Here is a 12,335-nt window from a genome sequence, read left to right on the forward strand (position 1 = left end):
ATGCGCGACTTCGGGAGGATGGGGCGGGATCGCCGCCGGTCGCCTCCGTTGTCCACGCACACGTCCTGATCACGGGGACACCGGGACGACGATGGCCCAGTAGGGCCAAAACTACCGCACCGGTCCCGCCTGCCGGTAATCGAAACCGGTCCCGACGAGCCCGGAGCCAAGCAGTAACCCGGCCGTCATATTCGGTGCTGACGGCGCCTCGCCGGCCGGCCTCGACGGCGGCCGGTCAGCCGGTGCCGGGCCCCTTGTCGGCCGGGTGCGGCTCGTCCGCCGGGGCCGTCGGGGCTGCGGCCGGGCCGTCGGCGGACTCGCCGCTCGGTGCGCCGGCCGGGGCGCCCGGCTCGTCCGCGCGGCCCCGCTGGCCCGGCCGGTCCGGCCCCCAGACCAGGGCCGGGTCCTCCCGGGTGACGTGGCGCCGCAGGTACAGGAACAGCACCGCCCCCAGGAACACCACGATCGAGGTGAACACGTTGATCCGCAGGCCGAAGAAGTGGTTGGCCGGGTCGATGCGCAGCATCTCGATCCACACCCGGCCCAGGGTGTAGGCGGCGACGTAGAGCGCGAACGCCCGCCCGCCGCCGAGGCGGAACCGCTTGTCCGCCCAGATGACCAGCGCGGCCACGCCCAGGCACCACAGCAGCTCGTACAGGAACGTCGGCTGGTAGGTGCCGCACAGCACCTCGGGCGCGGCCTTGACGTAGTCGGTCGGGAACTCGCAGTTGCCGTCGGCCGGGATGACGCCGGGTACCCCGCCCGGGGTCCGGACGAAGACGTCCAGGCCCCACGGCAGGGTGGTCGGCGCGCCGAACAGCTCCTGGTTGAAGTAGTTGCCCAGCCGGCCGATGGCCTGGGCGACGGCGATGCCCGGGGCCACCGAGTCGGCGAACGAGGCCAGCGGGACCTTGTAGTGGCGGCAGCCGATCCAGGCGCCGACCGCGCCCAGGGCGATCGCTCCCCAGATGCCCAACCCGCCGTTCCAGATGGCGAACGCGTTCCAGGGGTTGCGGCCCTCGCCGAAATACAGCTGGTTGTCGGTGATGACGTGGTAGAGCCGGCCACCGATGATCCCGAACGGGACGGCGAACACCGCGATGTCGGTGACCCGGCCCGGGCGGCCGCCGCGGGCGACGAACCGCTTGTTGCCGATCCAGACCGCCACGACGATGCCGACGATGATGCAGATCGCGTAGGCCCGCAGCGCGATCGGACCGACGTACCAGACGCCCTGGGACGGCGACGGGATGGACGCCAGCTGGGCCGCGCTGATCATTGCGCCACGGAACCGGACGAAACGGGCGCAGAATCGGCACTTCGATCAGCGCGGGCGGTTCCGTCGGCGCGGGCGGTTCCATCGGCGCGAGCGGCCCGGATGCCGGCGGCGAACTCGCCGGCCAGCGCGGCGGCGGCGTCCCGGCCACCGCGGGCGTAGGCGTCCAGGAACGCGCTGCCGACGATCACCGCGTCGGCGTACTCGGCGATCTGCCGGGCCTGCTCGCCGGTGCGTACGCCCAGCCCGACGCCGATCGGCAGGTCGGTCACGGTGCGGCAGCGGGCGACCAGATCGGGCGCCGCGCTGGACACCTGGTCCCGGGCCCCGGTCACGCCCATCACCGAGGCGGCGTAGACGAAGCCCCCGCCGGAGGCCGCGGTGAGCGCGATCCGCTCCGCCGACGACGACGGGGCGACCAGGAAGATCGGGTCGATGCCGTGCGCATGGACCGCGTCCAGCCAGGGGCCGGCCTCGTCGACGATCAGGTCGGGGGTGATCACGCCCGCTCCCCCGGCCGCGGCCAGGTCCCGGGCGAACGCGTCGACCCCGTAGGCCAGCACCGGGTTGAAGTAGGTCATCACGACGGCGCGGCCACCGCGGGCGGTGATCGACTCAACGATCTCGAAGGTGTCGCGGACCCGGAAGCCGCCGGCCAGGGCCTGCTGGGCGGCGTGCTGGATGACCGGGCCGTCCAGGACCGGGTCGGAGAACGGCAGGCCGACCTCGACCAGGTCGCAGCCCCCCTCGATGATCGCGGCGTACAGGTCCTTGGACGCGGCCAGGTCCGGGTAGCCGGCCGGCAGGTAGCCCACCAGGGCGGCCCGGTTCTGCGCCCGCAGGCCGGCGAACAGCTCGGCCAGGACTGTCGGCTGGCTGGGCGGCTGGCTGGTCGGCTGGCTGGTCACTGGACGGCTCCCGTCGGTTCGGCCAGCTTGAACCACTGCATGGCCGTCTCCATGTCCTTGTCCCCCCGGCCGGAGACGTTGATCAACACGATGCCCTCGGGGCCGATCTCCCGGGCCAGGTCCAGCGCCCCGGCCACGGCGTGCGCGGACTCGATGGCCGGGATGATGCCCTCGGTCCGGGCCAGCAGCGCGAACGCATCCATGGCCTGGGTGTCGGTGATCGAGCGGTACTCGGCCCGGCCGATCTCGGCCAGGTGCGAGTGCTCGGGGCCGACGCCGGGGTAGTCCAGTCCGGCGCTGATCGAGTGCGACTCGATGATCTGGCCGTCGGCGTCCTGCAGCAGGAAGGAGCGGGCGCCGTGCAGCACCCCGACCGAGCCGCCGCTGATGGTGGAGGCGTGCCGTCCGGTCTCGATGCCGTCGCCGCCGGCCTCCAGGCCGACCAGCCGCACGTCCGGGTCGTCCAGGAAGGCGTGGAAGATGCCCATCGCGTTGGAGCCGCCGCCGACGCAGGCGGCGACCGCGTCGGGCAACCGGCCGGTGCGGTCGAGCACCTGGGCCCGGGCCTCCAGGCCGATGATCCGCTGGAAGTCGCGGACGATCACCGGGAACGGATGCGGGCCGGCCACCGTGCCGAACAGGTAGAAGGTGTGGTCGACGGTGGCCACCCAGTCCCGGAACGCCTCGTTGATGGCGTCCTTGAGGGTGGCCGAGCCGGCCTCGACGGCGACGACCTCGGCGCCCAGCAGCCGCATCCGGGCCACGTTCAGGGCCTGCCGTTCGGTGTCGACCCGGCCCATGTAGATGCAGCACTCCAGGCCGAGCAGGGCCGCGGCGGTGGCGGTGGCCACCCCGTGCTGGCCGGCCCCGGTCTCGGCGATCAGCCGGGTCTTGCCCATGCGCTGGGCCAGCAAGGCCTGCCCGAGCACGTTGTTGATCTTGTGGCTGCCGGTGTGGTTCAGGTCCTCGCGCTTGAGCAGGATCCGAGCGCCGCCGACCTCGGCGGTCAGCCGGGGGGCGTCGGACAGCGGGCTCGGGCGGCCGGCGTAGTTGGCCGCCAGGTCGTCCAGCCGGGCCAGGAAATCGGGGTCCCGGCGGGCCTTGCGGTAGTAGTCGGCGACCTCGTCCAGGGCCCCGACCAGGGCCTCGGGCAACCACCGGCCGCCCATGGTGCCGAAGTAGCCGCGGTCGTCGGGATCGTGGTCGGTGCCGGCCAGCCCGTCGGACGGGCGTGGCAGATCGACGGCCGCTCGCGCGGGCACACTCATGGTGATTGCTCCAGAAGGACGGTGCGCGCGCCCGCTCAGCGGGACGGGCGCGGACAGGACGGGTGCGAACCGGCGGTCACCAGGTCGGCCAGCGCCGCCCGGGGGTCACCGCTGGTGACCAGTCCCTCGCCCACCAGTACGGCGTCCGCGCCGGCGCCGGCGTAGGCCAGCAGATCGGACGGACCACGCACCCCGGACTCGGCCACGGTGACCACGCCCGAGGGTAGCCCGGGAGCGATCCGGGCAAACACGTCCCGGTCGATGGTCAGGGTGGTCAGGTCGCGGGCGTTGACCCCGATCACCTTGGCCCCGGCGGCCAGCGCCCGGTCGGCCTCGGCCTCGGTGTGGATCTCGACCAGCGCGGTCATGCCGAGCGATTCGACCCGCTCGAGCAGCCCGATCAGCACGTTCTGGTCCAGCGCGGCGACGATCAGCAGGACCAGGTCGGCGCCGTGCGCCCGGGCCTCGTGCACCTGGTACGGGCTGACGATGAAGTCCTTGCGCAGCACCGGGATGTCGACCGCGGCGCGCACCGCGTCCAGGTCGGCCAGGCTGCCGTTGAAGCGGCGCTGCTCGGTGAGCACCGAGATCACCCGGGCCCCGGCCTCGGCATAGGTGCGGGCCAGCGCGGCCGGGTCGGCGATGGTGGCCAGCGCCCCCTTGGAGGGGCTGGCCCGCTTCACCTCGGCGATGACGCCGACGCCCGGTTCGAGCAGCACCGGCAGGACGGGCTTGGGGGGCGGCGCGTTGCGGGCCATGGCCCGAACGTCGGCCATGGGCACCTGTGCCTCGCGGACGGCGAGATCCTCACGAACACCGGCCAGGATCCCGTCCAGCACATTCACGCGAAGGTCTCCTCGTCCGGGGTCTGCAGGTGTGTCCCTGCGCCGCCACTGGAAAACTGCCGTCAACGTCACACTTACGTCTCTCGCCCTTATGTAGCGCGATTGTTGTGGTCATGGTAGCCGCCCGGCGGGGTCGGTTTGGCCACGGGCGGGTCGGTGGGATCGGTGCCCGCATCGAGAGCTTTCCACCAGTCCGCCGGATCGGTGGCGGCGGCCTCGTCCGGCTCGGCCGCCCCCGCCGACGAGGCCGCGACCGCCGCTTGGGCGGCCACCGCGGGCGCCTCGTAGCGGGAGCCGAGCCGGCGCCGGCCGCCCAGCCCGGCCGCGATCAGCCCCCCGGCCAGGGTCAGCAGCGCCCCGCCGGCCAGGGCCAGCAGGGGCCCGACCGGATGCAGCTGCGCCGCGCCCACCGGGGTGGCCGGCCGGACCAGCGAGCCGGTCAGGCCGGCCGGGGCACCGCCGAGGGCGAGCCCGGCCCGCACCGCCACCAGCAGTCCGCCGGCCAGCAGGATCACCCCGACCAGCCGGCGCAGCCAGCCCTGGGTGGCCAGCGCGGCGCCGAACCCGGCCAGTGCCACCAGCGCCACCGGCACCAGCTCGGGCAGGCAGTCCGACCCGGTGGCGGTCAGGGTGAGCGGCCCGGTCAGCGGATCGTCGTAGTCGGCCGTCCACCAGGTCATCGCCGCCGCCCCGGCGCAGGCCGCCGCGCCGCCCAGGACCAGGGCGGCCAGCACGGCGACCGGTCGGCGGCCGGCCCGGGGTTCAGTCACCGATCACCTGCGTGGCCCCGACCACCTGCATGGTCGCGGCGGCGCCGACGGCGGCGATGACGGCGGCGGCCTTGTTCCGGCACTCCGCGTCCTCGTTCTCGGGTACCGAGTCGGCCACCACCCCGGCGCCGGCCTGCACGTAGGCGGTGCCGTCGACCACCAGCGCGGTACGGATGGTGATCGCGGTGTCGGCGTCCCCGGCGAAGTCCAGGTAGCCCACGACTCCCCCGTACACGCCGCGGCGCAGCGGTTCGAGCTCGTTGATGATCTGCATGGCCCGCGGCTTGGGCGCCCCGGACAGGGTGCCCGCGGGGAAGCAGGCGGCCAGTGCGTCGTAGGCGGTGCGGTCGGCGGCCAGCTGCCCGGTGACCGTCGAGACGATGTGCATGACGTGGCTGTACCGCTCGATGGTGAAGAAGTCGACCACCTTGACCGTGCCCGGGGCGCAGACCCGGCCCAGGTCGTTGCGGCCCAGGTCGACCAGCATCACGTGCTCGCTGCGTTCCTTCTCGTCGGCCAACAGGTCCTTGGCCAGCCAGACGTCGTCCTCCTCGGTGTGCCCGCGGGGCCGGGTGCCGGCGATCGGGTGCATCGTCACCAGGCCCTCGCGCACGGTGACCAGCGCCTCGGGCGAGGAGCCGACCACCGAGAAGGAGCCGCCGTCGGGGGTGGGCAGGCGCAGCAGGTACATGTACGGGCTCGGGTTGGTGGCCCGCAGCACCCGGTAGATGTCCAGCGGGTCGGCCTCGGTGGGCACGTCGAACCGTTGCGACAGCACGATCTGGAAGGCGTCCCCGGCCCGGATGTGCTCCTTGGCCACGTCCACGTTGGCTTGGTACTCGGCGGACTCGGTGCGCCGGCGCACCGGCGGGGTGCGGGCGGTGAAGTGGGCGGCCGGCAGCGACCGCGGCTGGGCCAGCGTGCGGCTCATCTCGTGCAGCCGGGCCACCGCGTGGTCATAGGTCTGGTCGACCCGGGCGTCGGTGCCGTCCCAGTTCACCGCGTTGGCGATCAGGGTGACGGTGCCGGCGTGGTGGTCCAGGGCGGCCAGGTCGGTGGCCAGCAGCATGACCAGCTCGGGAATCTCCGGGTCGGCCGGCGCCGGCGGGCGGGTCGCGCTGGCCGCGGTGTCGATCTTCTCCCAGCGGCGGACCACGTCGTAGCCGAGGTAGCCGACCAGGCCGCCGGTCAGCGGGGGCAGCCCGGCCAGCGGCTCGGTGTGCAGGAAGCGCAGCGACTCGTCCAGGACCCGCAGCGGGTCGCCGCTGGTCGGCAGGCCGGCCGGCGGGGTGCCCAGCCAGGTCGCCTGCCCGTCGCGTTCGGTCAGCACGGCCGGGGCGGACACCCCGACGAACGACCAGCGCGACCAGGACCGCCCGTTCTCGGCCGATTCCAGCAGGAAGGTGCCGGGCCGGTCGCCGGCCAGGGTCGCGTACAGGCTGACCGGGGTGATGGTGTCGGCGAGCAGGCGCCGGGTCACCGGGATCACCCGCCGATCCCGGGCGAGCTCGCGGAACTCCTCCCGGCTGGGGCTGATCTCCCCGAGCCCGGGCTGGGCCGCGCGCGGCGGGGCGGGGGTGCTGACGGACATGCCGGTCATTGTGCCGGTCGGCCCACCGGTCGACGGCCGCACCCCGAACCACCCGCCCGGACGTCGGACGACGGTCGTACGGTGAGCCGGTGATCGACTCCCTGGACCTGGCCGCTCGGACGGACGCGCTGACCATCGAGGATCTGCGGGCCCGGGGCGGGCTCAAATGGACGTCGGTGCCGCCCGGAGCGATCGGCGCCGGGGTGGCCGAGATGGACATGCCGCTGGCCCCGGCGATCGTGGCCGCCCTGCACGACGCGATCGACCACGGCACCACCGGCTACCTGCCCCCGGCGTTGGCCGCCGGGGTGTCCGAGTCGACCGCCCAGTGGCAGGCCCGCTACGGCTGGGCGGTGGATCCGGCCGACGTGCACCCGGTCGGCTCGGTGGTGACCGGGTTCCGGATCCTGCTGGAATACCTGACCGACCCGCGGGCCCCCGTCGTGCTCCCGGTGCCGGCCTACATGCCGTTCCTGACCGTGCCGGCCACCGCCGGCCGGGAGCTGGTCACGGTGCCGATGAAAATCGTGCCGGACGGCCCCGACGGTCGGGACCGGCGCTACGAGTTCGACCTGCCGGCGATCGCCGCCGCGCTGCGCCCGCGGTCGGTGTTCGTGCTGACCAATCCGCACAACCCGACCGGCCGGGTGTTCACCGACGACGAGCTGCTGGCCCTGGCCGAGGTCGTCGACAACGCCGAGGCGATGGTGTTCGCCGACGAGATCCACGCCCCGCTGACCATGCCCGGGTTCACCCACCGGCCCTACGCGTCGCTGTCGGCGATCACCGCCGGCCACACCATCGGCGGCACGTCGGCGTCCAAGGGCTGGAACATCCCCGGGCTCGGCTGCGGGCAGCTGATCCTGACCGCGGACGACGCGCGGGCCGCCTGGGACGGGCTGGATCCGTTCACCAAGCACGGCGGTGGGGTCACCCCGCTCGGCGCGGTGGCCACGATCGCGGCGTACACCCGCGGCGCCGATCACCTGGCCGCGGTCGTGGACTACCTGGCCGCGGGGCGGGATCTGTTCCGCGCGGAATTGGCCGACGCCCTGCCCGGGGCCCACCTGTTCCCGGTGCAGGGCACCTACCTCGGCTGGCTGGATCTGCAGGGTGTGCCGGTCGACCCGGCCACCGTGGCCGAGCGCGTCGGCGTGCACGGGGTGGACGGCGCGCACTGCGGGATGCCCGGGTTCCTGCGGGTCAACCTGGCGATGCCGCATCCACTGCTGCGCCAGGCCGCCCGCCGGTTGGGTTTGCTCGCCGCGTCCTGAATTCGCCCGTCGGTCAGCGACCGGTCCCCCTTATCGGGCCGTCCGCCGGAAATCGGCCGGGCTCTGTCCGGGCAACGGACCGGCCATGCGCAGAATGTCGGCGTGGGCATTGGTCGTCCACAACCCGATGCCGGCGAGAATGAGAATCGCACCACCGGCACACACCGCCGACCAGAACGTGGAATCGACCAGGACGGCCAGCGTGACCAGCAACCCTGCGGTCAGCAGCGCGGCGAACAGCCGGCCCAGGAAGACACGGAACTTGGGCCAGAATGGCGCCGACAATCGCGAACCGGACGATGCGACATTTTCATCACCCACTCGGTCTTTTTCCATACCGAATGATCCCGAATTCCGGTCCGGGAATGCATCGACCATATTCGTGAAATTTCGATGACGCGCAGTCAACCCCGGGACGGGGTCAGGTCGGGTCCCGGCGGGCGATCAACCCCGCGTCGAAGCAGGTCCGGTCGCCGGTGTGGCAGGCCCCGTCGGTCTGGTCGACCAGCACCAGCAGGGTGTCGCCGTCGCAGTCGCGGCGCAGCTCGACCACCCGCTGGGTGTGGCCCGAGGTGGCGCCCTTGACCCAGTACTCCTGCCGGGACCGCGACCAGTAGGTGCCGGCCCCGGTGGTCACGGTGCGGCGCAATGCCTCGGCGTCCATCCAGGCCACCATCAGCACCTCGCGGGTGTCGTACTGCTGCACCACCGCGCAGACCAGGCCGGCCTCGTTGAACCGGACGCCCAGCGTCGGGTCGAGCTGCTCACCGATCAGGGTCACGACGCCGCCACGGGAGTGCGCCGCACCGGGTAGCCGGCGCGGGAGAGTTGTTCCTTGACCGCGTCGATGCGCAGTTCACCGAAATGGAACACCGAGGCGGCCAGCACCGCGTCGGCGCCGGCCGCGATCGCCTCGGGGAAGTGGTCGAGCGTGCCCGCCCCGCCGGAGGCGATCAGCGGCACCCCGACGGCCGACCGGACGGCGGTGAGCATCGTGGTGTCGAAGCCGTTCTTGGTGCCGTCGGCGTCCATCGAGGTGAGCAGGATCTCCCCGGCGCCGGCCTCCTCGGCCCGGCGCACCCAGTCGATCGCGTCGATGCCGGTGCCCCGCCGGCCGCCGTGCGTGGTCACCTCGAAACCGGAGGGGCACTGCACATCGGTGCGGTCGCGGACCCGGCGGGCGTCGACCGCGATGACCACGCACTGCGAACCGAACCGGGCGGCCGCTTCGGCCAGGAACTCGGGGCGGGCCACCGCGGCCGAGTTCACCGACACCTTGTCCGCCCCGGCCCGCAGCAGGCCGTCGATGTCGGCCAGGGTGCGCACCCCACCGCCCACGGTCAGCGGGATGAACACCTGCTCGGCGGTGCGCCGGATCATCTCGTAGGCGTACCGGCGGTTGTCGCTGGTCGCGGTGATGTCCAGGAAGGTCAGCTCGTCCGCGCCCTCCTGGTCGTACCGGTGGGCCAGTTCGACCGGATCGCCGGCGTCGACCAGGTCGACGAAGTTGACCCCCTTGACGACGCGCCCCTCGGCGACGTCCAGGCAGGGAATGACGCGAACGGCAACCGACATGCGCTCCAGCCTAGGTGTTGCATCCAGGGACATTGGTGACACGCCGGGTCGGCTGGTTGCGGGCATGAGGGAGGGTCCCCTTGGTGAGGTGTGAAGCGACCAAGCAAACACGCCGAACCAGGAGGACCCTCGTGGCCCACCGTAACGCCCCGCTGACCCCCGAGGGACGCCGACGCCTGTGCCAGCGCGTCGACGCCGGTCGGCCGATCTGTCACGTCGCCGCCGAGGCCGGCGTGGCCCGGCAAACCCTGGCCAAGTGGCACGCCCGCTGGAAGGCCGACGGTCCGGCCGGCCTGCAGGACCGCTCGTCGCGCCCGGTGTCCTCACCCGGCCAGGTCGACGCGCAGGTCGAGGACGTCGTGGAGTATCTGCGGCGGCACCTCAAGCTCGGTCCGGTGATGCTGGCCGCGGAGCTGCGCGAGTTCGGGATCACGCTGGCGCCGTCGACGATCCACCGGGTCCTGGTGCGCCGGGGCATCTCTCGCCTGCGGGACCTGGACGTCACCGGCCAGCAGCTGCGGGAACCGGTCCGCCGGTACGAGTGGGCCGCGCCCGGTGACCTGATCCACGTCGATGTGAAGAAGATTGGCCGCATCCCCGACGGCGGCGGCTGGCGGATCCACGGCCGGGGCAACGACGCCCACCGAGCCTCCCAGCGGGGTCAGCGACCCGGGTACGCGTTCCTGCACACCGCGATCGATGACCGGTCCCGGCTGGCCTACACCGAAGAACTGGCCGACGAGAAGTCCGTGACCGCGGCCGGTTTCTGGGCCCGCGCGGTCGAGTTCTTCGCCGCGCACGGCATCGAGAGGATCCACCGGGTGCTGACCGACAACGGTTCCTGCTACCGCGGCAAGGACTTCAACACCGCGCTGGGGGCCACGGTCCACAAGTACACCCGACCGTACCGACCGCAGACCAACGGAAAGGTCGAGCGGTACCACCGGACCCTGGCCCGGGAATGGGCCTACCGCCAGGCCTGGTCCTGCAACGACGAACGAGCCGCCGCCCTGGCCGGGTTCGTGCACCGCTACAACTACCATCGGCCGCACACCGCGCTGAAGGGCAAACCGCCCGCCTACCGCACGCCAGCCGTTACCAACCTGTCCGGGCTCAACACCTAGGCGGCCGCCGGCCCGTCACCGGCCCGTCACGGGTCCGTTCCCGCGGGAACGCCCTTTACTGTGGAGCCATGCCAGGACGACTCGATGCCATCCACCGTCGCCTGACCGCCGACCACGTGCCCGCGGTGCTGGAGTACCAACCGGGCCTGGGCACGGTCGTGGTGGCCGGGATCGACCGGGAGCACCCGTCGGGCCGCTCGGGCGTGCTGCTGCACGAGGCCGGCGGCCAGTACTGGCTCCGGCAGGGCGGCGAGACGTTCCGGCTGCCCCGGGACGCCGACGACGCCACGGTGGTCAACTCGGTCAAGCTGCGGGTCGTGCACGCCTGGGCCCAGCAGGGTGACCCGGAGGCGGCCGCGGTGCTGGCCAAGGTCGCGCAGATGACGCCGCCGGCCCGGCCGCGAGCCCAGCCGGTCGCCTACGCCGATCCGTTCACCCTCGCCGCCGAGCTGTTCACCAGCGCGTTCCGGTTCGGCTGGACCATGACGGTGCCCAGCCCCTGGGGCATGTACCGCAGCTCGTTCACGGTGCGCTGAGTCGATCCGGGTGCTGGGTCGAACCGGGCCGGTCAGCCGGCCCAGGCGGTGAGCTCGACCTCCACCCGCATGGCCGGGTCGATCAGGCCGGCCACCACCACCATCGTGGCCGCCGGCCGGACGTCGGCGAACACCCGACCGTGGGCCCGGCCCACCGCCTCGGCGTCGGCCCGATCCACGATCGAGAGCCGGGTGGCCACCACCTGCGCGGGGGCCACGCCGACCTGGGCCAACGCAGCCAGCCCGGCGCGCAGCGCGATCCGGGTCTGCTCCCCCGCATCCCCGGGCGCGGCCACCACCCCGTCCACCACCGCGGTGCAGCCGGCGGTCAGGGCCAGCGGTCCGACCCGGACCACCCGGGAGTAGCCGAACCGGTCCTCCCAGGGTCCGCCGGAGCCGAGGCGCTCACCCACCCCGGGCACGGCGCTCAGCCGGCCGGGTCGTGCACGGCCGCCAGCGCCTGCGGCAGCGTGAACGCCCCGGCGTAGAGCGCCTTGCCGACGATCGCGCCCTCGACCCCGATCGAGCGCAGGCCGGCCAGCGCGATCAGATCGTCGAGCGAGGACACCCCGCCGGAGGCCACGACCGGGGCGCTGGTGACGGCGCAGACCTCTCGCAGCAGGTCCAGGTTGGGCCCGCGCAGGGTGCCGTCCTTGGTGACGTCGGTCACCACGTACCGGGAGCAGCCCTGGGCGTCCAGCCGGGCCAGCGCCTGCCACAGGTCGCCGCCGTCCTGGGTCCAACCGCGGGCGGCCAGCGTGGTGCCCCGCACGTCCAGGCCGACCGCGACCTGATCGCCGTAGCGGGCGATCGCCGAGGCGCACCAGTCCGGCTGCTCCAGTGCGGCGGTGCCGATGTTCACCCGGGTGCAGCCGGTGGCCAGGGCCGCGGCCAGCGACTCGTCATCCCGGATGCCGCCGGACAGCTCCACCTTGATGTCCAGCCGGCCGACGACCTCGGCCAGCAGGGCCGCGTTGGAGCCGCGCCCGAAGGCGGCGTCCAGGTCGACCAGGTGGATCCATTCGGCGCCGTCGGACTGCCAGGCCAGGGCCGCGTCCAACGGTGCGCCGTAATGGGTTTCGCTACCGGCCCGGCCCTGGACCAGGCGCACGGCCTGGCCGTCGGCGACGTCAACGGCGGGGAGAAGTTCGAAGCTCACGGCAGATCA

At 73.1% G+C, this 12,335-nt stretch carries 14 protein-coding genes; 3 read left to right on the forward strand and 11 right to left on the reverse strand.

Translation table 11 applies throughout. From position 1 onward, the window contains the following. Window positions 1–235: 235 nt before the first annotated feature. The 6 genes from lgt to NAMU_RS15195 form a co-directional block, all read right to left on the reverse strand. Window positions 236–1,279: a prolipoprotein diacylglyceryl transferase gene (gene lgt, locus NAMU_RS15170; RefSeq protein ID WP_015748275.1), complete on the reverse strand. Its 1,044-nt coding sequence runs from the start codon at window positions 1,277–1,279 to the stop codon at window positions 236–238. Then, entirely contained in the window at window positions 1,276–2,184 is a 909-nt protein-coding gene (trpA, locus tag NAMU_RS15175) for a tryptophan synthase subunit alpha (RefSeq protein ID WP_015748276.1), read from the reverse strand. The genes lgt and trpA overlap by 4 nt, the downstream gene beginning before the upstream one ends. Beyond that, complete coding sequence (trpB, locus tag NAMU_RS15180; protein WP_015748277.1) at window positions 2,181–3,452, reverse strand: tryptophan synthase subunit beta; 1,272 nt, start codon at window positions 3,450–3,452, stop codon at window positions 2,181–2,183. Before trpB ends, trpA begins: the two co-directional genes overlap by 4 nt. A 35-nt stretch (window positions 3,453–3,487) precedes the next feature. Further along, window positions 3,488–4,297 carry an indole-3-glycerol phosphate synthase TrpC gene (gene trpC, locus NAMU_RS15185; protein ID WP_015748278.1) on the reverse strand — a complete coding sequence of 270 codons (810 nt, stop codon included), beginning with the start codon at window positions 4,295–4,297 and terminating at the stop codon, window positions 3,488–3,490. A gap of 89 nt (window positions 4,298–4,386) precedes the next feature. Then, window positions 4,387–5,067 carry a Trp biosynthesis-associated membrane protein gene (locus NAMU_RS27495; RefSeq protein ID WP_015748279.1) on the reverse strand — a complete coding sequence of 227 codons (681 nt, stop codon included), beginning with the start codon at window positions 5,065–5,067 and terminating at the stop codon, window positions 4,387–4,389. Continuing rightward, window positions 5,060–6,667: an anthranilate synthase component I gene (locus NAMU_RS15195; protein ID WP_015748280.1), complete on the reverse strand. Its 1,608-nt coding sequence runs from the start codon at window positions 6,665–6,667 to the stop codon at window positions 5,060–5,062. The genes NAMU_RS27495 and NAMU_RS15195 overlap by 8 nt, the downstream gene beginning before the upstream one ends. Before the next feature lie 80 nt (window positions 6,668–6,747). Between NAMU_RS15195 and NAMU_RS15200 the strand changes: the two genes are divergently transcribed. Continuing rightward, window positions 6,748–7,932: a MalY/PatB family protein gene (locus tag NAMU_RS15200; protein WP_015748281.1), complete on the forward strand. Its 1,185-nt coding sequence runs from the start codon at window positions 6,748–6,750 to the stop codon at window positions 7,930–7,932. A gap of 30 nt (window positions 7,933–7,962) precedes the next feature. Here NAMU_RS15200 and NAMU_RS15205 read toward each other — a convergent pair whose 3' ends face one another. The 3 genes from NAMU_RS15205 to hisF are packed head-to-tail and all read right to left on the reverse strand — an operon-like array spanning window position 7,963 to window position 9,507. Next, window positions 7,963–8,310 carry a hypothetical protein gene (locus tag NAMU_RS15205; protein WP_138180232.1) on the reverse strand — a complete coding sequence of 116 codons (348 nt, stop codon included), beginning with the start codon at window positions 8,308–8,310 and terminating at the stop codon, window positions 7,963–7,965. Window positions 8,311–8,353: 43 nt separating this feature from the next. Then, window positions 8,354–8,713, reverse strand: coding sequence for a phosphoribosyl-AMP cyclohydrolase (gene hisI, locus NAMU_RS15210; protein ID WP_015748283.1), 360 nt, complete (start codon window positions 8,711–8,713; stop codon window positions 8,354–8,356). Further along, a complete protein-coding gene (gene hisF / locus NAMU_RS15215) occupies window positions 8,710–9,507 on the reverse strand; it encodes an imidazole glycerol phosphate synthase subunit HisF (protein ID WP_015748284.1) in 798 nt (265 codons plus the stop codon). The genes hisI and hisF overlap by 4 nt, the downstream gene beginning before the upstream one ends. Before the next feature lie 131 nt (window positions 9,508–9,638). Between hisF and NAMU_RS15220 the strand changes: the two genes are divergently transcribed. Together NAMU_RS15220 and NAMU_RS15225 are read left to right on the forward strand one after the other, a co-directional pair. Next, window positions 9,639–10,631 carry an IS481 family transposase gene (locus NAMU_RS15220; protein WP_015748285.1) on the forward strand — a complete coding sequence of 331 codons (993 nt, stop codon included), beginning with the start codon at window positions 9,639–9,641 and terminating at the stop codon, window positions 10,629–10,631. A 68-nt stretch (window positions 10,632–10,699) separates the two neighbouring features. Beyond that, a complete protein-coding gene (locus NAMU_RS15225; protein ID WP_015748286.1) occupies window positions 10,700–11,167 on the forward strand; it encodes a hypothetical protein in 468 nt (155 codons plus the stop codon). A 32-nt stretch (window positions 11,168–11,199) separates the two neighbouring features. Here the strand turns inward: NAMU_RS15225 and NAMU_RS15230 are convergent, their stop codons facing one another. Beyond that, on the reverse strand, window positions 11,200–11,589 hold the full coding sequence (locus tag NAMU_RS15230) for a Rid family hydrolase (protein ID WP_015748287.1): 390 nt from the start codon (window positions 11,587–11,589) through the stop codon (window positions 11,200–11,202). A gap of 5 nt (window positions 11,590–11,594) precedes the next feature. Continuing rightward, complete coding sequence (priA, locus tag NAMU_RS15235; protein WP_015748288.1) at window positions 11,595–12,326, reverse strand: bifunctional 1-(5-phosphoribosyl)-5-((5-phosphoribosylamino)methylideneamino)imidazole-4-carboxamide isomerase/phosphoribosylanthranilate isomerase PriA; 732 nt, start codon at window positions 12,324–12,326, stop codon at window positions 11,595–11,597. Between the last annotated feature and the right edge of the window lie 9 nt (window positions 12,327–12,335).

Source organism: Nakamurella multipartita DSM 44233, from assembly GCF_000024365.1.
GTDB lineage: Bacteria > Actinomycetota > Actinomycetes > Mycobacteriales > Nakamurellaceae > Nakamurella > Nakamurella multipartita.